Here is a 24196-nt window from a genome sequence, read left to right as displayed (position 1 = left end):
ATGAACAAAGCCGAACAATCTGCGCGACTGGCCGAAGGGCGGGTGATCCGCCTTCCGATCCGCCGGATGGGGATCAACGGGGAAGGGATCGGATACTTTCAAAAAAAGGTGGTGTTCGTCGAGGGGGCGATTCCCGGAGAGACGGTGTTGGCCAGGGTGTTCGAAGAGGAGCGGCAGTATGCCCGGGCCCGCCTCCTTCGCGTCCTCAAACCCTCTCCCCGCCGGAGGAAACCTCCGTGCCCCGTCTACGAGGCATGCGGGGGGTGTCAGCTGCAGCACATCGACTATCCCTTTCAGCTTCAATTGAAGAGGGAGCTTGTGGAGGAGGCCTTTTTCCGTTACACCGGCCTGAAGGATCTCCCCATCGCCCCCACGGTGGGAATGGACGATCCCTGGCGGTACCGGAACAAGGCGCAATTGCCGCTGAAGCGGATCGACGGCCGCGTGAAAATGGGCATGTTTTCCGCAAGATCCCACCGGCTGATCGAAACGGGGGATTGTCCGATCCAGCATCCGGAAGTGAACCGGACGCTGGAGGCGGCCCGCCGGGTGGTGGAGGAGCTGGACATCCCGATATACGATGAGCGGAAACACACCGGCTCCCTCCGCCACCTTGTGGCGCGGATCGGCCTTCAAACGGGGGAGGTTCAATTGGTGCTGATCAGCCGCACCCCCGCTCTTCCCCGGGAGGAGCGTCTGGTGAAACGGCTGAGGGAATGTCTGCCCCGGCTGGCCAGCATCGTTCTCAATGTCAATCCCCGGAGGACTTCCGCGGTGTGGGGGGAGCGAAGCCGGGTGCTGTGGGGGGCGGAGGCGATCCGCGAAGTGCTGGACGGGCGAACGTACGCCCTTTCCGCCCCCGCCTTTTTTCAGCTGAACCCGGAGCAGACGGTCAAACTGTACGACGAGGTGAAACGGGCGGCGTCCCTCACGGGCCGGGAGATCGTGGTGGATGCCTACTGCGGCGTGGGGGCGATCGGCCTGTGGCTGGCTCCGGAGGCGCGCCGGGTGATCGGGATGGACACGGTTCCCGAAGCCGTCCGGAACGCCCGGGAAAACGCCCGCCGAAACGGGATCCACAACGCGGAATATCATGTCGGACGCGCCGAAGAATGGCTTCCCCGACGGGTGTCGGAGGGATTTCGGCCGGATGTGGTGATCGTGGACCCTCCCCGGACCGGACTGGGGGGAGGTCTGATCGACGCCCTGATCCGGGCGAAGGTGCCCCGGTTGATCTATGTTTCCTGCAATCCCTCCACCCTGGCCAAGGATTGCGCCCGCCTCCTCGAGGGGGGATACCGGATCCGCCGGATCGTCCCGGTGGACATGTTTCCGCAGACCTCCCACGTGGAAGCGGTTTGCACCCTGGAGCGGGACGGGGAAAGGGAATGACCGGATGCGGAAGGAGAGGAGATGCGCGATGGAGAGGGTGCTGTTGACGGGCGGACGGATCTTCACACTGGATGCGGAACGTCCGGAGGCGGAAGCCCTTTATGTGGAAAAGGGGCGCATCGTCGCCGCCGGGGATCGCGAAGAGGTGGAACTGCAACACGGACGCGCCGGTGTCCGCCGGATCGATCTTCAGGGAGGATTTGCCGTGCCCGGCCTGGTGGACAGCCACCTCCACCTGGCCATGTTCGGGCGGAAGTTCCTGTTGATCGACTTTTCCCGCGCCCGTTCCAAGGAGGAGATGCTTCGTCTGCTCCGGGAGCGGGTCGCAAAGACCCCTCCGGGAAAATGGATCCTGGGGTCCAATTGGGATGAGAACCGGTTCCGGGAAAGGATGATTCCCACCCGGGAGGAGCTGGATGAAATCGCACCCCGCCATCCGGTACTGCTGACCCGGGTGTGTCACCATGTCCATCTGGCCAATTCGGCGGCCTTTCGGGCGGCGAAAGTGGCCGAGGATGCCCCGGATCCGCCGCGGGGGGCTTACGGGCGCGACGCTTCGGGCAAGCTGAACGGTTTGATTTATGAAGAGGCTTCCCGCCCCTTTTTCGATGCCCAGCCCCGTCCCGCTTTCGCCCAGTTGAAGGAGATGATCCGTCAGGCCGCAAGATATGCCCTTTCCCTCGGATTGACGGGGGCCCATATCGACGATTTGCGCGAAGTGGGAAGCCTTTCCGACACCCTCCGGATTTATCGTGAGCTGGCCGCGGAAGGGATCCCCTTTCGCACCCACCACTTGATCTACCATCCCCATCTGGGGGAGGCGGAGGAACTGGGCCTCTGGGCGGGGGACGGCGACGAGTGGGTAACCGTCGGGGGAGTCAAGATCTTCGCCGACGGCTCGCTGGGCGGGCGCACCGCTCTTCTCAGCCGGCCCTACCGCGATGACCCGGGCCGGACGGGCATGGCCGTCCACTCCCGGGAGGAGATGATGGAACTGGCGGCAGGGGCCCGCCGGCTGGGATATCCCGTCGCCGTTCACGCGATCGGGGACCTGGCGGCGGAGCGGGTCATCCGGGTGTTGGAGACGCTACCCGCGGGGAAGGGGCGCCTGCCCGACCGGCTGATCCACGCCTCGGTGCTGAGGCGGGACCTCATCGAACGGCTGAAAAGGCTGCCGGTGGTGCTGGATGTCCAGCCCCGGTTCGTCGCCGGGGATTTCCCCTGGGTGATGGATCGATTGGGGCCGGAGCTTTCGCCCTGCGCCTACGCCTTCAAAACGATGCTGCGGGAGGGATTGGTCTGTGCCGGGGGCAGCGACGCACCGATCGAACCGATGAACCCCCTGCTGGGGATTCATGCGGCCGTCACCCGCCGCCCGCCCGGAGGAGAGGGGCCCCCGGAAGGTTATTTTCCCGGAGAACGGCTCACCCCGCGGGAGGCGCTGACCCTCTTCACCAAGGGGAGCGCCTTCGCCGCGGGGGAGGAAAGGGAGCGGGGAACCCTTTCCATCGGCAAATGGGCCGACGTGACCGTTTTCGACCGCAATCCGTTGGAGACCGATCCGGAGGATCTCCTGAAGGCCCGGGTGGTGCTGACTCTGGTCAACGGGCGGATCGGTTATGAGGGGTAAGCATAAGCAAGGCCGCACCCTTTGATGGCGATTTGAGACTGCTGACAAATCTCGAAGCATGGGAATCGGGAAGCGATTTTTCGTTGAGCGACTCGCTACTGCGTGGAGCCGAGACGAAAAATCGCTTCCCTCTTGATACTCTGCCAAAAGCCTGAAACCGTTCCGTCTCGGGACGGCCTTTTGTTTTGATGCGCCCGGTACGGGCGCTGTCGCCAGGGACGAAGTGGCGTGAGGGGAAGCGGGGTGTACCGCTTCCTGCTTAATTTTACCGAACCGAGAGGGTGACGGTGTCTTCGATGATCTTTCCCCGGTGCGTCAGGGGCCGGTGATCGTTGCTGTTCAGCTCCACCCGCAGGGTGTGGGTTCCCGGGGGGAGCGAATCCAGGTGGAACCAGGGGGCGTACAGGCGGGCGATTTTCCGATCGTCCACGTAAAGGTGGGCGTGCCCCTCCCCCGGACGGTGCGGCCCGTTGACCCGTTCCGGGGCAAACCGGAAATGGGAAGTGGACAGGTGGATGTTCCACCCTCCCTTCGCATCCGGCTCCACCTTCATTTCAACGGATGGCACCGGCAATCCCCCGGGGACCTCCAGCGGTGCGTGGTGATGGGAATCATGGGAAGAGGAAGCCCCGGAAGGGGGAGAAACCGCGTGGTGCGTGTGGGAATGGGCATCCGCCGGCGCGAGGAGTTCGCTTCCCCAACCCAAAAGTCCGTACAGCAGGATGCCGGACAAGAGCCACACCAGGCCGCCCCATCCGCGTTTTCGGTTGACCGCCGGCCACAATTCGGTGCCCGCGATATAGAGCAGGATTCCCGCGGAAAACAAGAGCGGAATGCCCGCCGCCGAGATTTCCGCCGCGGCGAGCGCCGCCCCGGTTCCCAGGGCGGTGCTGGCGGCCAGGATTCCGACGGCCGCCATCGCTTTTTTTCTCCTTCCGTCGGCCACCGCGAGGGAGGCGATCGCCACCCCCTCCGGAATTTTGTGCAACACCAAGGCGGACAACACCGCCAGTCCCAGGCGGGCGTCGGCGTGGAACCCGACTCCCAGGGCCACCCCTTCGAAAAAGGCGTGGATTCCCATCCCGGTCAAGGCTCCCCACATCGCCCCCGGAGAATGGGCCGCCTTCTCCTGTTTTCTTTTCCCGAGCCATCGCTGCAGCCCGCAGGCGGCAAGCAACCCCGCGAGAACCCAGGGGATTCCGTTTGGCGATTCGGCCAATCCGTGGGGAAGCATTCCCAGGATGGCCACCGCCAGCAACACCCCGGTGCTGACGGCCAAGAGCGCCTGAAGACCCCGCTCAGACCAGTGTTTTTTCCACCCGATCGCACATCCGCCGAGAAGGTATCCCAGGGCGGCGACCGCCACCCATCCCCAAACCGCCATCCGCTTCGCCTCCTTTTGATCGTCACCAGCATGCAGGGAGCGTTCCCCTCCGCATCCTTAAGAGGCCCTTTCGCAAGGAAGGGTTTGTTTAGGATGTATGAGACGTCTCCGGCGGTTATCACCGCTTTTCCGTTTTGTCATGGATTGGGCAGTTTCCCCGGACAACGGGCGGAGCGCGCTGCCCCTCATCGGCGCAGGGAAGAAAACATGTGCGGAATTCCCTGAAATCCGCCGACAGGTCCGGCTTCGATCATGATGATCCGGCGATTTCAGCAGGAGGATGAGGACCAACCGGCCGATGGTGTGCGGTTTGAGGTTGTGAAGTTTGGACGGGGCTTGCCAAAAGAAAAAAGCGGGGAAGAAGTCCCGCAAGCCCGCCTTAGCCTTCGGAACAGGGAGGGCGACTAAATAGAGATCCGCTTTTTTCTTTTCATCCTGGACCATTTTTCCTTGGGCACATGCCGCTCTATCGCGGATAAAAAGCCCGCGGCAAAGTCGGGTCCAATCCCCAAATGGCGTCTCAACCGGGTGATTTGGGGGCGCGTGAAAACCCCTTTGAGCGCCTCATCAATGGGGGCCCGCAGCTCCTTCAACACATCACTTGCCAGCGCCCAAAAGGCAAAACAAGCCTTGGGCCGGATCACCGGAACCGCTCTCCGCTCAATTTTGAGCAAAGCGGATTCCACGCGGGGCGGCGGCGAGAAATGGCACGCGGAGATGGTTCTCATATACCGCAGGTGAAAATGGATGCGCCACAGGGCCACGTAACTGTCCTTCACAAATTTGGACGTGAAGCGTTTGGCCGCCCCTTTTTCCATCACCAGCAATCCCCTTTGGAAGCCGCTTGACGGGTTGTTCAGGAGCTTTTTCAGAATGGGCATGGTGATGGCATAGGGGATATGGGAGACCACCACGAATTTTTCCCCAGGCAGCTTGATGTTCAAGATGTCGTCTTGAATGATTTTTACGTTGGAAAAGGTCTTCCTCCTCAGCCGGTCAACCAGCCGGGCATCATACTCCACGGCGATCCCTTTCCCCGCCCGTTCGGCCAAGGCAAAGGTGAGCTCCTTTTCCGGCTCCCAAATCCAGCACCGTTTCGTGCGGTTCGATTTGGGCCGGCGCCACCATGTCCCGAATCCGTTTTTTGTCATGAATGAAATGCCGGCCCAAAAAATGGGGCGGGTCGATTCCGCTTGTCTGTTTGGCAAATTTGCGCGGGCGGAAAGACGCGTTACCCCTTTCTTTCCAAAAAATCCACAAGCTGACCGCTTGTGAAGCAGAGCACAGGAAGAGATAACGGCTGGACCGCCCCGGCGGATCGGGCCCATTCCTTGCAGACCCTCCGCGGAGTCGTCGAAACAAAAAAGGCAGCTCAAGCTGCCTTTTTCCCTGAAAACGGTTTTCGCTTTTGCCTGAGGGGTGAAAAAGGGCAGACTTCTCCCGCACTCTGCTTCACAAACAGAGGCTTTAAGCGGTATGAAATTACGCGTTCAAAACGGGGATGCGAAGTCTGGCCGAATGCACGAAGCCGCCCTCCTGCAAGGCGTAAAATCCAGTCTTGATGATAACAAACTGATGATAAAGATCGACCCCGTTTAACGGACCGCCGAGGTTTCTTTGAGCAATGTCAGGTTTCCATCCAGCATTTGATACACCTTGTCGCAATATTTTAATAAACGCTCGTCATGGGTAACCATGATGGCGGCCTTGTTTCGTGAGCGCACGCCGCGTGAAATCAGTTCGACCACTTCAAAGGCCCGTTGTGTATCGAGGCTGGCTGTCGGTTCGTCGGCAAGAATGATGCTTGGATCGTTCATGAAGGCGCGGGCAATGGCCGTCCGCTGCCGTTCTCCACCTGAAAGCTGATCGGGGAACTTGTGGAGTTTGTCTCCCAAGCCCACTTCTTCCAACAACTCTTGAGCAAAACGTTTATCCTTATTTGTCATCGAGCCGGCCATTTTCTTCACAACCAACAGTTGATCCAGAACGGTCAAGTAGGGCACAAGGTTGGAGGATTGAAAAATAAAGCCGATCTGCTCCAAACGCAGCTTTGCAAGTTCCTTCGGTTTCAGACCGGACAGACGGATGCCATTGATGATGACATCGCCTTCGGAAGGCTCAAGAAGGGCACCGGCGATGGAGAGAAAGGTGCTTTTTCCGGAACCCGAGGGGCCGATCACTGCGACAAACTGGCCAGGATGAACCGTTATGGAAACGTGATTTAAAACCCGAAGTTCTTGATCTCCCACTTTATAATATTTGGATACATTATCCAGAACAATGCCTGTCATTATTCGATCCTCCCGATGGCTTGAAGTGGATCTATCTTTGTGATCTTTCTGACGGAAATCAGGGAACTCAAGACAGAGACCGCAAGCAGCGCGACGGCATAGGCGATGAGAAGCACGGGGTCAAGTGCAAAGGGCATTTCTTTCGGAAAAATGGCCGCCGTTCCGTAAGTGAGCACGATGCCCAAGCCAATGCTTGTTGCAGCAAGCAGGAACACTTGTGAAACGACGGATCGTCCAAGGAAGGAGTTGCTGGCCCCGATTGCCTTCATAATTCCAAATTGGTTCGTTTTTTGCAGCGTGATCACATAGAAGAAAACGCTAACCACCACAGCGGAAATGGTCAGGAGAAATGCAAGCATCATCATAATCGTCCCATTTTCAGCCGTGTAGCCGGGCACGCCGTTAATGGCTTCTTGTTTGGTTGCCGTTTCAATCCCTTTCAGCGATTGATCGATCTTTTCCGGAGAGATGTTCTTCCCTTGGAGCATAATGGCGTTGACGGGTTTGTCGATCCCCATGTCTGAGCCTGGCGCCGCAAAATGAATCTCGCGCCACATATCCAAAGTCATAAAAACGGCCGGCAAATGGTTAAAGGATTGATTTTCCACAAAGCCAACCACTTTGATGGTCTGCGTAGTCCCTTCAATTTCAAGGGTGTCCCCCAGTTGAATGCCTGAATCTTTCAATGATACATCGACGATGACTTCGGAGTCCTTCCCTTTGGCAAGCCCCTTCCCCTCAACGGTTTCGGGTTCCAAAAATGTGCCCGGTTGAATTCCGATGAAGGAGACGTCAATCTTTTCATCATCGGACGACATATTTTCTTTAAGAACCACTGCCGTACGATAACCCATGGGGGCGGCATCAAGCACATTGTTTTGATCTTTGAGATCCTTGACCAAGTCCTCCGAGATCACCGACCTCAGCATGGAGTGACGGGATCCTTCTTCAAAAACAACGTAATCCGCATCCATATTCTTGAAAACCGCGGCACTGAGGGAAGAAAGACCGTTTCCCAGTCCGGACAAAATGAAAACAAGCCAAGAGATCAACAACAAGATCATACCGATCATAAAAAAACGGAATTTGGCATGTCTCAATTCCCTTAATGCGAGAAACATAGGTCCACCTCTTTTGTGTTTACTGGATTTTGTCGTGTATATGCCCTTTGGGTCTAATGTTACACAAGTGTAACTTTCGACATAAAATAAATTGCTAGGGGCTATTATAGGCCAAGGTTACACAAGTGTCAATTACATCTTTTTCCAAACATTCCATAACAAAGAAACTCCTTGATCAAATTCTTCCACTCTTCTTCCGGCACGTGTGACCGATTGGGAATGTTCACCGCGTTAAAAATAAAACCAAGCAGGAGGTGCTCGGGTAATTCCGGTTTGAGCATCTTTTCTTTTTTCCCCAAGTGGATGAAACCGTTTAACAGCGCATACATTTTTTCGTGTTGATGCTCCAACTGTTGCAACGTTTGATTGACCTTCGCATGCTTCGATTTCGGGATTTGAAATGCCATGGAGAGGATCTGGTGGATGTCGCTGTATTTTAAAATCACCCGCAGCAGAAAGTCCAATTGATCCTCAAAACGGGAATATTCACCGATTTTTTCGAGTTCCTCCAGAAATCGTTCCATTTCATAAGCCATATATTCCGTAATCAGCTCGTCTTTGTTATTGAAATACTTGTATAAAGCCGCTCTGGTTATATTTAATTTTTCTGCAAGCAATCCGAAGTGAAACCCTGCGTAGCCGTGTTGCAGCAGCAGATGGTGGGTGGCCTGATATAAATCGCTTTTAGTAAATTTACTTTCACGCGCCATCATTTCACCCCTTTTTATCATAAGTGAATTTGCTCAAGCGTTGCAAACACGTCGCCGTTTGGCAGGCAGCACGAAATTGCCCCCGCTTGACAAAAAAGCGTGCAAACCGGGCTGTTTATAAAAGGATTTCCTTCCTGTTTTCATCATTTTCGGGATCACATCGGGACCCGGCAACCGCACCCGGACCGCCATGGCTTTGCGGTTTTTTGACCGCGGCGCCTATAGGCGAAATCCATCTCCCCTGTGGGAGGGGGGAATGGAAGGGGAGGGTTCGGGATGCATGCGGGGCTTTTTCCCTTATTTTTTATAAGAATTTTGTAATGCGCATATTTGAAATCAGACAAACGAATGCCCGCAAAGCAAGAAAAATCCTTTGTTTTCAATTTTTAAACAGTAAAAATGGGAGCCCGTCCGCTGATGTCATCGGTTTGGTCAATAGAATCAATTTTTTGCAAAAGGTAAAATAAATAGAATCCGTAAATCCATTTGTGATATAATTCTCCCCAATATAGGCGCCGCGGGGCATTTCCCGATCCCTCAAGTTGTCTCGCGGGTTGGGGAGTGGAGAAGGTGTCGGAGAAAAACGTGAGGAAGGAACTGGGAACTTTTGCCCTGTTGATGACGGGGCTGGGGACCATCATCGGTTCCGGCTGGCTGTTCGGTGCCTGGAAAGCGGCATCCGTCGCCGGGCCGGCCGCCGTCATCGCGTGGGTTTTGGGAATGATCGCCACGGTATTCATCGGGCTGACCTATGCCGAGCTGGGAACGATGTTTCCCCAGACGGGGGGAATGGTGCGGTACGCCCAGCATTCGCACGGCCCCTTCGTCGGATTTCTCTCCGGATGGGCCAACTGGATCGCGATCGTATCGGTCATCCCCGTGGAAGCGGTGGCTTCCGTCCAATATATGAGCTCGTGGCCCTGGGAATGGGCCGGGCGCCTGTACGACGGGCAGGAACTGTCCCCGGCGGGACTCCTCTTGGCCGGGGCGTTGATCATCGTTTACTTTCTGCTGAATTTCTGGACCGTTCGCCTGTTTGCGGCGGCGAACAGCGCCATCACCGTGTTCAAACTGGCCGTTCCCCTTCTCACCGTGGCGGGGTTGATCGCCGCCGGCTTCCACGCCGAAAACTTTACGGACCACGGCGGCTTTGCCCCCCATGGCTGGTCCGGAGTGCTCACGGCGGTGGCCACCTCGGGCGTGGTGTTCGCCTTCAACGGTTTCCAAAGTCCGGTCAATCTGGCGGGGGAAGCGAAAAACCCGAGCCGCTCGATCCCGATCGCGGTGGTCGGGTCGATCCTGATGGCCGGCGGGATCTACATCCTGCTGCAAGTTGCCTTTATCGGGGCCGTTTCCCCGGAACAGGCCGCCAAGGGCTGGGGAGGCATCCACTTTAACTCGCCCTTTGCCGACCTGGCGATCGCCCTCAATCTCAATTGGCTGGCCCTGCTTCTCTTTGCCGACGCCTTTGTTTCACCGTCCGGGGCGGGCATCACCAACACCGCCACCACGGCGCGGATGGTTTACGGCATGAAGGAGAACGGTTATATGCCCAAAATATTCGGGTCGATTCACCCGAAATACGGGGTTCCGCGGGCGGCCCTGTGGCTCAATTTGGCGGTTGCCTTCGTTTTCCTCTTTTTGTTCCGCGGATGGGGATCCCTGGCGGAGGTGATTTCCGTCGCCACGCTCATTTCCTACGCAACGGGGCCCGTTGCCGTCATGGTGCTGCGCCAAAGGGACGTGGCGAACCGTCCGATCCGGGTGAAGGGGATGGGCGTGATCGCCCCGGTGGCGTTCATCCTGGCCTCCTTGATCCTTTATTGGGCGACCTGGCCGCTGACGGGCAAAGTGGTTTTGATCATGGTGCTGGGCCTGCCGATCTACCTCTATTACCAGGCAAAGGAGGGCTGGACCGATTTCATCCCCCGGTTGAAAGCCGGATTGTGGCTGATCGGATACCTCGCCTTCATCGTCCTGGTTTCCTGTCTGGGCAGCGAGCGATTCGGCGGGTACAACCTGATTCCCTACGGTGTGGACATGCTGTTGATTGCCGCCTGTGCTCTGGCCTTCTACTTCTGGGGGATCCGGAGCGCCCGGCGCGCCGGTTCCGTCCGGGAGGACCGGGAGGAGAAGGTGCGGAAGGCGTGGATCGCGTCGCTGTGATCGGCTTTTCAGGAAAAGCCGTCCCGGGTCCAGTGCTGAAAACCCTGCGCCTCGTGCGCAGGGTGGAAACAGATTTCGGCATGGGCATCGGGGGGGTTGCCGGGCGGTTCCTGCTTTTGCGGGCGCCGGGACGAAAAATCGCCCCCTCATCCATTTTGTCGGTGGCTTGTAATCAATAACCCCCGCGCCTTGTGCGCGGGGGTTTTCATTCAGAAGGCCGGAACGACGGCGCCGTCGTATTTTTCCTCAATGAACTTTTTCACTTCCGGAGAGGTGAGAGCTTCGGCCAGCTTTTGGATGGCCGGATCCTTTTCATTGCCTTTCTTGACGGCCAACACGTTCACATAGGGGGAATTCTTGTCCTCGATGAACAGGGAATCCTTCAGCGGATTCAGCTTGGCCTGAAGGGCGTAGTTGGTGTTGATGACCGCCACGTCCACCTGATCCAGGACCCTCGGCAGGATGGCCGGTTCCAGCGCCTTGAATTTCAGCTTTTTCGGGTTGGACCGGATGTTTTTGAGGGTTTTGTCCCCTTCGCGGTTGTCCAGTTTAATCAGCCCTTGCTGATCCAGCAACAGCAGGACCCGGGTCATTTCACTGGTGGCGTTGGGGAGGGCGACCGTCGCGCCGTCGGGGATCTCCTCTTTGGATTTGTATTTTTTGGAGTAGGCTCCCATCGGTTCGATGTGCACGCCCGTCACCTTGACCAGGTGCCATCCCTGTTCCTTGTTGGTGGATTCCATCCAGGGGATGTGCTGGAAGTAGTTGGCGTCCAGTTCCCCTTCTTCCACCGCTTTATTGGGCAGAACGTAATCCTGGAAGACGCGCACCTCCAGCTGGATGCCCTCTTTTTCCAGCGTCGGTTTGATGTGGTTCAGGATTTCGGCATGGGGCACCTGCGTGGCCCCCACGTGGAGCGTCGTTTTTTCCTGGCTGCCTCCGCCGCATGCGGCCGTTGCCAGCAGCAGAGCGAGCGAGAGCAGTCCGAGCCACCATTTTTTCATGATTCGATGCCTCCTTTTCCGGATAAGTCGGTTGACGGATCGGGTTTATCGTTTGTCGACGCGTCGCGCCAGCCGGTCGCCGCCCCACTGCACCAGCTGCACGAAGAGGACGAGCAACAGGCCGCAGGCGTACAGCATCTGGTCGTTGAAGGACTGGAAGCCGAAGCGGTATGCGGCGTCGCCCAGGCCGCCGCCGCCCACGATCCCCGCCATCGCCGAAAAGCTGATCAGGGAGACGCAGGTGACGGTCAGGCCGGAGATGATCGCCGGCTTGGCCTCCGGCAACAGCACCTTTCGGACGATCTGCATCCGGGTGGCCCCCATGGCCAAGGCCGCTTCGATCACGCCCCGGTCGATTTCCCGGATGGCGGTTTCCACCATGCGCGCATAAAAGGGGGCGGCCCCTGCGATCAGGGGAATCGTGGCCGCCGTCGGCCCGAGGGTGGTTCCCACCAGCAGTTTGGACAGGGGAAAGAGGAAGAGAACCAGCACGATGAAGGGAACCGCCCGGAACAGGTTGACAACCACGCCCAAAAGGCGCTGAAGCGCCACATTTTCCCAAAGATGGCCCTTGTCGGTGATGACCAGCAGCACGCCCAGGGGGATGCCGATCAGGGCCGAGAAGAAGGTGGAGATGGCCACCATGTATATCGTTTCCCCGGTTGCCTGCCACAACAATTGGGTGTCCAGTTGATCAAACATGGGGGATCACCTCGCGGTGTTCATCCTGCTTCAGGGCTGCTACCGCTTCTTGGACCGCGTCCTTCGGCCCGCCGATCCGCAGCGTCACATGGTCTCCGCTTTCCGCGGCATCGGGCAGGATGGTGGCGGTCACGCCCCGCTTGACCCGTTCCGCCAGAAGGCCCCACAAAAGGTCCAGCTTGCGCGAAGGAATCCGGATCAAGGCGGTGTGCCGTTCGGCGTTTTCTTTTTCGGCGATCAGGGATTCCACAAATTGCCGGGTCACCGGGTGCTTCGGCTCGCGGAACAGGGCCTCCACTTCGCCCTGCTCCACGATCTTTCCGTCTTCCATGACGGCCATGCGCTGGCAGAGCCGTTTGACGACGCTCATTTCGTGGGTGATGACCACCATGGTGATGCCGGTGTCCCGGTGGATCTCCTTGAGCAGCTCCAGGATGGAAGCGGTGGTTTCGGGGTCCAGGGCCGACGTCGCTTCATCGCAAAGCAGCACGGTCGGATCGTTGGCCAAGGCCCGGGCGATCCCGACCCGCTGTTTCTGTCCGCCGGACAGTTGAGCGGGATAAGCGTTGGCCCGGTGGGTGAGCCCCACCCGTTCCAGCAGGGTGTCCACCTTTTCCCGGATCTCCCGTTTCGGCTTTCCGGCCAGCTCCAGGGGGAAGGCCACGTTTTCCCAGACGGTGCGCGACCAGAGCAGGTGGAAGTGCTGAAAGATCATGCCGATTTTCTTTCGCGCTTCCCTCAGCTGGCGCTCGCTGCTTTCGGAGATGGGGATTCCGTCCACCGTCACCCGGCCCGACGTAGGCTTCTCCAGGCCGTTGAGCAGGCGCAGGAGCGTGCTCTTTCCGGCGCCGCTGTGGCCGACGATGCCGAAGATCTCCCCGCGTTTGATTTCCAGATGAATATCCTTGAGGGCAACCACGTCTCCGTCCTTCGGAGAGCGGTACACTTTGCTCACATGATCCAGTACGATCATCGATTTCACCACCCGTTGACGAAAAAATCCCTTCCTGCCAGAGCAGAAAGGGATCTTATATCTAAAATCGCCTCTCTCATCTGCCAGAACCGTTGGGCTCTGCAGGAATTGGCACCATTTCCGCGTATGGCCGCGGACGGTTGCCGGGTTTCATCGGGCCAGTCCCTCCACCTCTCTGGATAAGAGCGCGCGGAATCACCGTATGAAATTGTCATGAAACATCCTACTACGGCGCCCTCGGCGTGTCAACAGCGCCGCGTTATTCCAAAATATACAAACTGTTTTGATTGGATGGGCCGACAAATCTTATCGGAAAAGTTTTAATGCGACCGGCTGCCTCAGGTCAGGACATCCCGTTTGGCAAAGGACCACCAGGCGATCAGGTGAAACAGCGCAAAATGGATGACGAGCACCAGCAGGGAGTGAGCGAGGGACATGCCCGGAAAAGGCGGGGAGTGGCCGTAGAAATAGGGCGAAAGATCCAGATTGGCAAACAGCAGGTATTTTCCCCAGCTGATTCCCCATATTTTCAATAATTCCGATAGAAATCCACCGGAAAAAAAGAGAAAAATGGACAGCCCGACGGACAGGGTGCTGCTGCGGGATGCGGCGGACAGCATGAAGGCGAGGGAGGCGGTCACGAGGACTTCCACCCCATACAGTCCGTAGCGCGCAAATAGTTGTTTCAGGGCTTCCAGGGCGTCACCCAATCCCGTCCAGCGGAAGAAGACCGCTCCGAACAGCAGCGAAGCCAGCAGGAGGACGGCCATGCAGGCCAAAAGGAAGGTGACGACCGCCGCAAATTTGGACAGCAGGATGCGGGTCCGGCTCACGGGACGGATGAGCAGCAATTTCGCCGTTCCCCAGGAGAACTCGCTGGAGATGATATCTCCCGCGACGACCAGGGTGAACAATTGGACGATGAACAGCAGGTGGGTGCAACCCTCGGCGAATTCCCACATGTCCACCGGGGCGCCGGAGACCAAGATCAATCGCTGACCGATCGCCAACAGGCAGACCGCCAGGATCAGCAGCGCCCACATGACCAGGGTCCGCGTCCGGTCCATGATTTTCATCTGTTCGTTTCGGATCAGCCTTCCCAGGATCACGGCGCATCCCCTTCCGTCAATTCCAGGAATCGTTCTTCCAGCGACTGTTCCAGCCGTCGGATGGCGTACACCCGAACGCCGGCCTCGATCAACCGCCGGTTCAGCTCCGCGGTTTCCTCCCGCCGCAGCCTTATCTCAAAACCGCCGGGGCATTCTTTCCACTCGCGGTTTAAGCCCAGTTGAAGCAGTACCGACGGGACCGGATCCGTCCGATCCACCTCGAAGCGGGTTCGGAGTTCCTCGGAATCCCGCCGGAGAATTTCGCTCATCCGCCGGACTTCGATCAGTTTTCCACCCCGGAGGATGGCCACCCGGTCGCACATCAGCTGCATCTCCGAAAGCAAATGGCTGGACACGACCACCGCCGTCCGTTCCTTCTCGGCCAGACGGCGCAGATAATCCCGCAGTTCGCGAATGCCCGCGGGATCCAGCCCGTTGGTGGGCTCGTCCAGGATGAGCAGGGCGGGACGGTGCAGAATCGCCTGGGCCACCCCCAGGCGCTGGCGCATCCCCAGAGAATAGGTTTTGACCGGATCGTGGATGGCCTCCTCCAGTTTCACCAGGGAAATGACTTCCCGGATCCGCTTTTCGCCCACCCCCGGAACCATCCGGGCAAAGTGGAGCAAATTCTTGTATCCCGTCAGGAACGGGTAAAACTCCGGATTTTCCACGATGGCTCCCACATGCTTCATGGCCTGTTCAAACTGGGATCGCACGCATTTTCCCCGAATCCGGATCTCCCCCCGGGTGGGGGCGACGAGGCCCGTCATCAGCCGGATCAGCGTGGTTTTTCCGGCGCCGTTGGGCCCCAGAATTCCCATGACTTCTCCCGGGTACACCTTCAGCGAAACGGAATCGATGATTCGCCGCCGGCCGATCTCTTTGCTCACATCGCGGATTTCCAACACAGGGCTGTTTATCATGACGACCTCCGTGGACGCGGCGTTCTCCGAACTCGACGTCGAATCCGGTTCCCATCTTCATTGTACGCGTTGATTCGACGAAAAAAAGGGAAACACTCCCGACAGAGCGTCCCCGTTTGCCGGTTCCCCGGAAGAAAAAAGCCCTCCGCGGCGGGAAGGCACAGGGTTGGTCAGGCGGTTTTTGCCGAGTCCTGCTGCATAAAGACGGAGCGGAAAACGCCTCCCGCCCCCGGACTTTGAGGTTTGTCAGCGTCCCGGCCTCCCGCCTGTGAAAAAGCGGTCCGCGATGGAGCGGAGGGCCGATTCGGGCCTCGGTTTCGCCTTTCCGCCGGCCGTCAGCGGTTTTCCGGCGGATGTAAAGAAAAACCCCCTTTGTTCCACGGGGGCATCATTGGACGACCAGGGTTTCGGCGGGTTCCATCACATGGCTTCCCCTCGCCGTCACATGGTACATCACCTTGTATTCCCCGGGTTCCGGGAAGGTCTTTTTGATGGAATACACCCCGTCTCCCGTTTTTTCCGCGTCGATCATTTCATGATCGTCCTTGGGCGCTCCCTTTTTCCAGATTTCGAACTGCACTTCGTCCGCGTCGTTGACCGGTTCTCCCTCATGGGTGACGGTGATTTGGATTAAGACTTCCTTTCCGGCCTTCGCGTCCTCGGGCAGATCCATCTTCACCTTCGGGGCGGAGGGAGCATTTTTTCCGGCGTCATGTTCGGAGTGGCCTTCCTGATGCTCCGAAGCGGCGCCGCTTTGTTCCGGTTTTCCCTCGTCCGGAGAGGTTCCGCAGGCGGCCGCCGCGAAGGCGAGGAGGGCGATCATCAACAGGGCCGGCATTCGAATCCATTGCATGGATATCAGTCCTTTCCCTCTGTGATATCGCATCCGTCAAAACGGCGGTCGATGTTGGATGCCAGGTTGTCCCGGAATGCATGCGTCCAGTCAATCTCATTATATCCCCCCTCTTTTGCGGCAAGGATGAACTTTGCGTGAATGTTTGTCTTCCTCGCCAAACGCGTAAAAAGCCCTCCCCAGAGGAGGGCTTTGAACACGGTATGGGTCCGGTGCGACCGCCTTCTTACGTACCGGTTTCGGAAAACTGTTCCCGGAGCTTCCGCTTCAGGATCTTGCCGGAGGCGTTGCGGGGCAGGTCCTCGACGAAGTGCACCTTTTTCGGCACCTTGAAGGGGGCCAGCCGCTCCCTGGACCACTGAATGATCTCCTCTTCGCTGGCCCGGGCGCCTTCCTTCAGCACGACGACGGCGGTGACCGCTTCGATCCATTTGGGGTCGGGCGTGGCGACGACGGCCACCTCCTTGACCGCGGGATGCGTGTAGATGGCCTCTTCCACCTCCCGGGAGGCGACCAGCACGCCGCCGGTGTTGATCACATCCTTTTTGCGGTCCACGATGGTGATGTATCCCTCTTCATCGACCCGGGCCAGGTCTCCCGAGTGGAACCAGCCTCCCGCAAAGGCTTCCGCCGTTTCCTCCGGCTTGTCCCAGTATCCGATGCACAATTGCGGGGAGCGGTAGACCACTTCACCGATTTCGCCGGGGGAGACGTCTTCCATATTGTCGTCGACCACGCGCATCTCCACGAAGAGGACCGGTTTTCCCGCCGAATCGGGGCGGGCTTCATGCTCCTCCGGGCGCAGGACCGTGGCGAGAGGGGCGATCTCCGATTGGCCGAAGCAGTTGTAGACGCTCAGCCGGGGCAGGGCTTCCTTCAGTTTTTTCAAGACGGGCACGGGCATGATGGAGGCGCCGTAATATCCCTTCGTCAAACTGGTCAGATCCCTCCGGTTGAAATCGGGATGGTTGAGGAGGCTGATCCAGAAGGTCGGGGGGGCGAAAAAGCTGTTGATTTTCTCCTCCGAAATGATCCGGAGCACCTCCTGGGCGTCGGGAATTTCCAACAGGCGGTTGGTGGCTCCCAGCATCAGGTAGGGCATCAGGAACACGTGCATCTGCGCCGAGTGGTAGAGGGGAAGGGCGTGGAGCGGGCGGTCCGCCGGCGAAAAATCCAGGGCGGTGATGCAGCTGATGTATTCGTGCACCAGGGCCCGGTGGGTCATCATCGCCCCCTTGGGCGCGGACGTGGTTCCGGAGGTGTAGAGCAACTGGACCAAATCCGTGTCCCGGACCTCCACCTCGGGAGGAAGGGCGCTTCCTTCTTCGGCCAGCCGCATCACGTCGAACTTTCGGCCGTCCCGGAGCGTGCCGAAGATTTCGACGACGGTCGCTCCCTTCACCGCCTCCACCCTGTCCGCCAGGTCCGGATCGTGGAAAAGGGCCCGGCTGCCCGATTGGTTCAGGATGTAGGAGAGTTCATCCCCGGCCAGGGTGAAGTTGATCGGCACGTGCACCAGCCCCGCCTTGGCGGTGGCCAGCCACAGCAGCATATAGGCGTCGGAGTTTCGGCCGAAGGCCGCGACCCGATCCCCTTTTTTCAGTCCCGCCTCGATCAGATGGCGAGCCAGTCGGTTGCTGGCTTCCTCCAGATGGCGGTATGTCCACTGGCGGTCGCCGAAGAGGAGGGCGACCTTGTCCGGATGACGGCGGGCGGCGCGGCGGATCAGATCGGCCACGGTGTTCCGATGGATGATATCCACGCTTCTTTCACTCCTTTCCGGAGGCGGCAGTGTTTTTTCGCCATTGTGAAAAGAGGAAAAAGGGATTAAGGGACATTTCGACCTGTCCGGCCGAAAATCCTTTGGAAATATTTGAATTTTCTTTCCCAAGAGGCGGAGATTCCGGTTCTTTTTCATTTTTTCCGCACATAAGATGGTTCCGGGGTGATAGGGGATGGCCGTGGTTCGGACAAACAGCGAGGAGATCAAGCTGTTGGCCCGGCTGATGCGGGCCGAGGCCGAAGGGGACGGCCCGCTGGGCATGTTGATGGTGGGAAACGTCGGGGTGAACCGGGTGATCGCCGATTGTCTCGATTTCAAGCCGATTCGCACGATCCGCCAGATGGTGTTCCAGTCGCCGGGAGGGTTTGAGGCGGTGCAAAAATCGTACTTTTATCAGCGGGCCCGAGAGCAGGACATTCGTTTGGCGCAGAGGGCGGTGAACGGGGAACGCCATCATCCCGCCTCCAACGCCCTTTGGTTTTTCCGGCCGGCGGGCGAGTGCCCCCCCACCTGGTTCAACCAGACCCACAGCGGGCGGTATAAAAGCCATTGCTTTTACATTCCCGATTATGCCGCCTGTCCGAGAGTCTACTCGTTAGGAGGGTGAAGGATGTATTGGTCTTATCCCTACTACGGGTCTGCCGGAATTTATGGCATGACGGGCGCGGGAATCTCCCAACGCGACACGGAACGGAGGTTCAGCGAAGAGTTTCTGCAGGCCAACGTGGGCAAGGTGGTCACCGTCTATCTCACCTTTGAAAACAACCCCCGGTGGCCTGCGAAGTCGGTGACCGGGACCCTGAGGAACGTGGGCAGGGACTATTTCGTGATCCGGGACCGCCAGACAGGCAAGGACAACATGTTTTTGAACATCAACGTGGATTATTTCGTCTTTGAAAACCAGCCCGCCACCCTTCTGGGGGATGAGCGGTAAGAAGAGGCGTGGGCGTCGTTTATGGCCTTCCCGCAGGCTCGGGAGAGGCCTTTTTTGTGCCCGTTTTCTCCAGGCGAAGGACGATCCAAAGGATCATCGCCCCGACTGCCGTCAAGATTCCGAAAAACAGATAGGTGGTGAAGATGTCGAAGGTTTCGAGGATCCATCCGCCCAACAGAGTGCAAAACCAGTTTCCCAGGCCGGTTCCCGCCGCCGTGTAGAGGGAGACGGCGGTGGTTTTTGCCTCTTCCGGCGCCAGGTTCCGCACATATATCAGGGCGGCGGGGATGAACAATCCCGTGGACAATCCCTGGACCACGCTGGTGAGGTAGAGCCACAGGATGTCCGGTTCAAAGAAATAGAACAGCCAACGCAGGGCCGAGATGCCCGCGGCGAACAGGGTGACCGCGAGGGCTCCCCGTCTGCGGATCCAGTTCCCCGCGATTTTCATGAAGGGGACTTCACTGCCTGCGGCCAGCAGGAACCCCAGTCCGACCCCGGCCACCGTCGCTCCGGAGGATTGGAAGAGCAGCCCCATATAGGTGTTGTTGGCGAAAATCGGCCCGAACACCAGGAAGGTGGCCAAAAGAAACAGCGCAAAACGGGGCAGCCGGATCAAGCGGGACAGTCCGGACCGCAGATCCATCCGCATCGAGATCCGGTCACCGGGCATCCGCCGCGCCGAGGCGGCTCCCAGCCACAGGGTGAGGGCAAAGCCGTAGAAGATGACCGAAAGGCCGAATCGTTCGGCGAGCCATCCCATGGCGAAGCCGGCGGCGGCGAATCCGATCGCTCCCCACAGCCGGAAACTGCCGTAGTCGAGGCGGTGTCGCATCGCGTAATTGACGGTGAGGGTGTCCGAGATGGGAATGATGGCGCCTTGGAAGAGGGCGAGGGAGGAGGCGGCGGCCAGCAGGGGGAGGTATTCGTCAAAGAACAGGAAGCCCAGGCCGATTCCTCCCGTGGCCAAAAGGGCGGTGACCAGCACCGTGCGGGCGCGGCCGGTCCAGTCGCAGATCAGTCCCCATACGGGCTGGGCGATCACCATGACGATGGGGCCGATGGACACCAAGGTGCCGATCTGACTGCCGCTCAGGCGGATCTCTTCCTTCAGGTAAATGCTCAACAGGGGGTAAAGCCCCCCGAGGGCCCAGAAGGCCAGAAAATAAAACAGACGGAAGTTGGCTTGGATGGTTCGGTCGCTTGCGGACATGGCTTCTCCTCCACTCCGGTTTATCTTCCGTGTGCCGAGATTTGTCTTTCGCGCCCCGCTTCCCCCGGCGGGCGAAGGGCGCTCTCCCGGAAAACCGCGGGGTTTCTTCTTCGGGCTCGTTGCTCCTTTGGACATGGAATGAAAGGGAGGGATGCGGAGGCGACGCCCCCCGCCGGTTGAAGACAGGTTTGGCGCAGTCGCCTCCTTCCTGGGACGGGCGAAAGCGTCAAATCCGGCCGGACTTTGCCGGGGCCTGCCGGGCCGAATTCCTCGAGGGATGGTGCAGGTTCTCCAGGCGGACGAGCATCAAGGGTTTTCACGACCGGATGGCGGGGGACGCAACCATCGCCGTGTGCTGCTGCCGGGATTTTTCGCCGAAGAGGGCGATGACCCCATCCGCCTTTCGCATCCGGTTCCCGGTGCCGCAGGCCGTTGAACTCCGAGACCGCCTGGTCGCGGCAGACTTGCCGGGGAAAGAGAACCCCTCTTTAATTAGTTAGCCTAACTAATTGAAAGGGTAAAAGCGGAACCGGATTTTGTCAACGGGTGAAGAGAATGCGCACAGGTTCCGGGGGCCGGTGTGCGAGGGGAAGTTTCCGCTCCCTGGGCCATCCGGCGCAACCGCCCGCCGGTTGTCGCAAATCTGCCCCGGCGGTGGACGCACGGCCCATTCCCCCTTTTATTGGGGGATTAATTTTGCGGGCGCCTTTAACCGGAAGAGCCGCCCTTCCGGTTCATTTCCCACAGGATGCGCAGACCGTCCAGGGTGAGCCGTGGATGGACATGATGGATGGACCGGGCGTGGGGGGCGATCAGAGGGGCGAACCCTCCCGTCGCCGCCACCACCCGGAAAGGGTGGGGGGATTCCCGGCGGATATGCCGGACGAGTCCGTCGATCTGCCCCGCCGCTCCGTAGATTGCTCCCGCCCGCAGTCCCGCGACGGTGCTTTTTCCGATGATGCCTTCCGGGCGTTCGATGGTGAAGCGGGGCAGGGCGGTGCGGCGGATGAGGGCCTCCGCGGCCGTTTGGATGCCGGGCAAAATCACTCCCCCCGCGAATCGCCCCTCTCCGTCGACCACGTCGAGGGTTGTCGCGGTTCCCAGATCGACGACAATCAGGGGGAAGCCGTACAGTTTGACCCCTGCCGCCACATTGACGATCCGGTCGGATCCCAATTTCACGGGATGAAAGCGGAAAGAGACCCCCGTTTCGATGTCGGAGCCGGCAACCAGCGGATCGCAATCGAGGGATCTCCGGCACAGGTCGATCAATAGCGGAGTTACTGCCGGGACCACGGAGCTGATCACCGCCCCCTCCAGTTGGTGGTGAAGCGGATGATGCTCGAGGAGACGGCGGAGAGCCGCCTTCAGTTCGGAGTGCGTCCTGGAGGTGGGAATGCGCCAGTGGAATCGCAGTGTGGGACCTTCGTAAATTCCCCATTTGATGTGGGTGTTTCCCGCATCGATGACCAAAAGCGTATTCATGGGACCACTCCCCGAATCCCCGGAACCCGTCTTTTCCGGTTGCTTTCGTCACCGGCCTTCCCGAATCCTGCAGTCCCGTACATAGAGGATCCTCCGACGGGACAAAATATTCCCGACGAATATCGGGAGGTGGAACCATGAGCCTCGTGCCTTACGATCCCTTTCGCCACATGGAGAACTGGCGGCAGGAGGTGGAGCGGTGGCTGAGCGAACAACCCTTCACGGGCGCGTTTCCCGCCCTGCGCATGCCCCGGATGGATGTGTATGAAACGGAAAACGAAGTGATTGTTTCCGCCGAATTGCCGGGGCTGGAGAAGAAGGATGACGTGCAGATCGATGTGGATGAGGATCGCCTGACGATCAGCGGCAGCGTTCAGCGGACTCAGGAAGTGCAAGGGGAACGGATGCACCGGCGGGAACGCTACACAGGCCAGTTTCAGCGGACGGTCACCCTGCCGTCCCGGGTCAAGTCGGATCAGGCGCGGGCGACCTACCGCAACGGAATCCTGGAGGTGCGCATCCCCAAGGATGTGACTCCCAACCGGCGGAGGGTGGACGTCGAGTTCCATTGAAAAGGCAACAGCCGTTTTGGCGGAATCCCTCGCTGCGCCTGGACAGGGAGAATCGATGCCGCCCTTTCGGAAAGGGGGTTTTCTCCACCCCCGAAGGGGCTTCGGGACGGATGTGCATCGCGCGAATGCCTGTGGCCCGCCTCCTCCGCCTCCCCGAAAGGGGAGGTTTTATTCAACCCACTCGTTCACCAGGTCCCGGTGTTTTTCCAACCACTGCCGGACGGCCTGTTCGGGGTTGTCCCGTATCCTCCATGTTTTTCATCAGCTCGCCGAGGGTGTTATCGTCCATTTCCCACCGATCCATCCACTGGATCACTTCCGGATGCTCCTGTTTAAAGCCTTTTCGGGTCACGTAGTAGATCGTGTCGGGTTCGCCGTACACCTTCTCCGGATCCTTCAGGTATTTCAGTTTGTACTTGTTGAACACCCAGTGGGGGTTCCACAGGGTGACCACCACCGGTTCCTTTTTCTTGTAGGCTTTGTCCAATTCGCTCAGCATGACCGGCTCGGAACTCTCGATCAGCTCATAGTCCAGCGAATAGGTTTGGATCGCCTTCTCCGTCAGCATCATCAGGCTGGCCCCCGAATCGATGCCGACGATGGCCGGCTGATCCCCGCGCCGGAACAGCTCCTTGTGCTTGTTCAGGTCGGCGATCGTCTCCACTTCCTCCACATATTCCGGCACCACCAACCCAAGGGCCGTTCCTTCATACCAGGGTTGATGGAGCTCCACCCGGTCTTTGTATTTTTCGTAATAGGCCTTGTCGGTATGGGGCAACCACACTTCGACCGCCATGTCGGCGCTTCCCCCGGCCAGACCCGCCCAGAGGGGTGCTTTCTCCGTCTGCACCAGTTCCACGCGGTACCCTTTTTCCTCCAGGATCTGTTTCCAAAGATGGGAGACGGCGATGTTTTCCACATAGTTGTTGTGGACGATTTTGATCTGCCCTTTTTCTTCCGCCTGCTCGCCTTCCATTCCGCCCCACAGATCAAATCCCAACACGAGGGCGGCGATGACCGCAAAGATGGCAAACTGTTTTGCTTCACTCATGAAGGATTGAGGACACTCCTTTATTTAGAATATTCGGAAATAAACGCGCACTTCTGTATCCCCTTCCCATCCCGGTTGCATGGCATCGGATCCGCTGGCGGCTGCGGGGTTTCCGTAAGGCGATCCTGAGGAACGGCGCTGAAAGCCCTCACCCAAATTGTATCATTTGCGGGCGTTTCTCTTCAAAAAGGGGATGTTGCCCTGAACCGGTGGATGACCAAGGAGCGTGGAATCGACAGGACCAGACGACCGATTTTCCCGGGTCAAGCGGCTATTCCAAGCCGATGGGGCGGAGAGGGCATTCGAAGGCAATCGGCGGCGGGTTGCGGCGGGCAATGACGAAGAGACTTCCTCCCCGGAAAATGGTTCTTTGAATCGAACGGGGCCGGCTTCTGTTTGGGTGAAAGGTCCGGGGGAGAGGGCGGTCGGAGCTCACCGCACAGGGATTCGCCCTGAAGGAGGAAAAGGGACGTTCCTTTCCCCCGTCCCCTGAAGTTCCGGATATGCGTAAAGCGAAGATATGACAAATCCCGCAAAAACCGGGAAAAGCGACTCCGGATCACCTCCGATTTTCCGCAATTTGCGTCCGCCAGTCTCATCGGCACTGCTTCCCCGGAGGTCGCAGCATTTGGCAGTGGGGATGTATGGCGACTTTCGGGGAACAGCCCGTTCCGGGCGCGAAAATCTCCTTTGCCCCTTCTGCAAGCGCCCTGCACTCCGGTCCGCTTTCGCATGCAAACCATCCTCCACTTTTTCCAGGCGGGCACGTTCCACATCCGCTTCAGGTCGGTGAGCACTTCAAACCTTGGCGGCTTCATCCCGCCGGGGCGATGAGCTGCTGCCATGTCCAGGGCTGGAGCCCGGCCGGAAGTTCTTCGAACTGGATGGTTTCGATTTCCC

General features: G+C 58.8%; 20 protein-coding genes, 1 pseudogene and 1 riboswitch. Of the genes and pseudogenes, 6 read left to right on the top strand and 15 right to left on the bottom strand.

What is annotated here, in order from left to right; translation table 11 throughout:
- Both rlmD and BM063_RS05245 read left to right on the top strand, forming a co-directional pair.
- Positions 1-1392 carry a 23S rRNA (uracil(1939)-C(5))-methyltransferase RlmD gene (gene rlmD, locus BM063_RS05250; protein ID WP_092036682.1) on the top strand — a complete coding sequence of 464 codons (1392 nt, stop codon included), beginning with the start codon at positions 1-3 and terminating at the stop codon, positions 1390-1392.
- Positions 1393-1420: 28 nt separating this feature from the next.
- Positions 1421-3022: an amidohydrolase gene (locus tag BM063_RS05245; protein ID WP_092036553.1), complete on the top strand. Its 1602-nt coding sequence runs from the start codon at positions 1421-1423 to the stop codon at positions 3020-3022.
- Positions 3023-3287: 265 nt separating this feature from the next.
- On the opposite strand, the gene BM063_RS05240 is transcribed toward BM063_RS05245, so the two are convergent.
- The 5 genes and pseudogenes from BM063_RS05240 to BM063_RS05220 form a co-directional block, all read right to left on the bottom strand.
- A complete protein-coding gene (locus BM063_RS05240) occupies positions 3288-4406 on the bottom strand; it encodes a ZIP family metal transporter (protein ID WP_092036551.1) in 1119 nt (372 codons plus the stop codon).
- Between the two features lie 404 nt (positions 4407-4810).
- Positions 4811-5594: pseudogene (locus tag BM063_RS05235) on the bottom strand (23S rRNA (adenine(2058)-N(6))-methyltransferase Erm(C)).
- Positions 5595-6001: 407 nt separating this feature from the next.
- Positions 6002-6697, bottom strand: a complete 696-nt coding sequence (locus BM063_RS05230) for an ABC transporter ATP-binding protein (RefSeq protein ID WP_092036549.1) — start codon at positions 6695-6697, stop codon at positions 6002-6004.
- Positions 6697-7818, bottom strand: coding sequence for an ABC transporter permease (locus tag BM063_RS05225; protein WP_092036547.1), 1122 nt, complete (start codon positions 7816-7818; stop codon positions 6697-6699). The genes BM063_RS05230 and BM063_RS05225 overlap by 1 nt, the downstream gene beginning before the upstream one ends.
- Before the next feature lie 128 nt (positions 7819-7946).
- Positions 7947-8528 carry a TetR/AcrR family transcriptional regulator gene (locus BM063_RS05220; protein WP_177198998.1) on the bottom strand — a complete coding sequence of 194 codons (582 nt, stop codon included), beginning with the start codon at positions 8526-8528 and terminating at the stop codon, positions 7947-7949.
- 570 nt (positions 8529-9098) lie between these two features.
- Between BM063_RS05220 and BM063_RS05215 the strand changes: the two genes are divergently transcribed.
- Complete coding sequence (locus BM063_RS05215) at positions 9099-10694, top strand: APC family permease (protein ID WP_092036543.1); 1596 nt, start codon at positions 9099-9101, stop codon at positions 10692-10694.
- Positions 10695-10903: 209 nt separating this feature from the next.
- Here the strand turns inward: BM063_RS05215 and BM063_RS05205 are convergent, their stop codons facing one another.
- From BM063_RS05205 to BM063_RS05170, 7 genes are all read right to left on the bottom strand, one after another.
- Positions 10904-11698: a MetQ/NlpA family ABC transporter substrate-binding protein gene (locus BM063_RS05205; RefSeq protein WP_092036538.1), complete on the bottom strand. Its 795-nt coding sequence runs from the start codon at positions 11696-11698 to the stop codon at positions 10904-10906.
- Positions 11699-11743: 45 nt separating this feature from the next.
- Positions 11744-12400, bottom strand: coding sequence for a methionine ABC transporter permease (locus BM063_RS05200; protein WP_092036536.1), 657 nt, complete (start codon positions 12398-12400; stop codon positions 11744-11746).
- Positions 12393-13373, bottom strand: a complete 981-nt coding sequence (locus BM063_RS05195) for a methionine ABC transporter ATP-binding protein (RefSeq protein ID WP_092036680.1) — start codon at positions 13371-13373, stop codon at positions 12393-12395. The genes BM063_RS05200 and BM063_RS05195 overlap by 8 nt, the downstream gene beginning before the upstream one ends.
- Positions 13374-13446: 73 nt before the next feature.
- A riboswitch (SAM riboswitch) is annotated at positions 13447-13559 on the bottom strand.
- Positions 13560-13711: 152 nt separating this feature from the next.
- Complete coding sequence (locus BM063_RS05190) at positions 13712-14482, bottom strand: ABC transporter permease (protein WP_092036534.1); 771 nt, start codon at positions 14480-14482, stop codon at positions 13712-13714.
- Positions 14479-15405: an ABC transporter ATP-binding protein gene (locus BM063_RS05185; RefSeq protein WP_177198996.1), complete on the bottom strand. Its 927-nt coding sequence runs from the start codon at positions 15403-15405 to the stop codon at positions 14479-14481. The genes BM063_RS05190 and BM063_RS05185 overlap by 4 nt, the downstream gene beginning before the upstream one ends.
- A 388-nt stretch (positions 15406-15793) precedes the next feature.
- Positions 15794-16258 carry a FixH family protein gene (locus BM063_RS17920; RefSeq protein ID WP_245752080.1) on the bottom strand — a complete coding sequence of 155 codons (465 nt, stop codon included), beginning with the start codon at positions 16256-16258 and terminating at the stop codon, positions 15794-15796.
- Between the two features lie 226 nt (positions 16259-16484).
- Positions 16485-18020 carry an acyl-CoA synthetase gene (locus tag BM063_RS05170; protein WP_245752079.1) on the bottom strand — a complete coding sequence of 512 codons (1536 nt, stop codon included), beginning with the start codon at positions 18018-18020 and terminating at the stop codon, positions 16485-16487.
- A gap of 193 nt (positions 18021-18213) precedes the next feature.
- Between BM063_RS05170 and BM063_RS05165 the strand changes: the two genes are divergently transcribed.
- Together BM063_RS05165 and BM063_RS05160 are read left to right on the top strand one after the other, a co-directional pair.
- Positions 18214-18648, top strand: a complete 435-nt coding sequence (locus tag BM063_RS05165; protein WP_092036529.1) for a cell wall hydrolase — start codon at positions 18214-18216, stop codon at positions 18646-18648.
- A gap of 3 nt (positions 18649-18651) precedes the next feature.
- Positions 18652-18975 carry a spore coat protein GerQ gene (locus tag BM063_RS05160; protein WP_092036527.1) on the top strand — a complete coding sequence of 108 codons (324 nt, stop codon included), beginning with the start codon at positions 18652-18654 and terminating at the stop codon, positions 18973-18975.
- A gap of 19 nt (positions 18976-18994) precedes the next feature.
- On the opposite strand, the gene BM063_RS05155 is transcribed toward BM063_RS05160, so the two are convergent.
- Both BM063_RS05155 and BM063_RS05145 read right to left on the bottom strand, forming a co-directional pair.
- Positions 18995-20188, bottom strand: a complete 1194-nt coding sequence (locus tag BM063_RS05155; RefSeq protein WP_092036525.1) for an MFS transporter — start codon at positions 20186-20188, stop codon at positions 18995-18997.
- A 708-nt stretch (positions 20189-20896) separates the two neighbouring features.
- On the bottom strand, positions 20897-21673 hold the full coding sequence (locus BM063_RS05145; RefSeq protein ID WP_092036521.1) for a type III pantothenate kinase: 777 nt from the start codon (positions 21671-21673) through the stop codon (positions 20897-20899).
- Between the two features lie 137 nt (positions 21674-21810).
- Here BM063_RS05145 and BM063_RS05140 point away from each other — a divergent pair, with 137 nt between their 5' ends.
- Positions 21811-22245 (top strand): Hsp20/alpha crystallin family protein, encoded by a 435-nt coding sequence (locus BM063_RS05140; protein WP_092036519.1) that lies wholly within the window; start codon positions 21811-21813, stop codon positions 22243-22245.
- A gap of 172 nt (positions 22246-22417) precedes the next feature.
- Here BM063_RS05140 and BM063_RS05135 read toward each other — a convergent pair whose 3' ends face one another.
- Complete coding sequence (locus BM063_RS05135; RefSeq protein WP_092036516.1) at positions 22418-23296, bottom strand: glycine betaine ABC transporter substrate-binding protein; 879 nt, start codon at positions 23294-23296, stop codon at positions 22418-22420.
- Positions 23297-24196 lie beyond the last annotated feature (900 nt).

It is taken from the genome of Planifilum fulgidum (assembly GCF_900113175.1).
GTDB lineage: Bacteria > Bacillota > Bacilli > Thermoactinomycetales > DSM-44946 > Planifilum > Planifilum fulgidum.
This window is presented reverse-complemented; position numbering and strand designations above follow the sequence as displayed.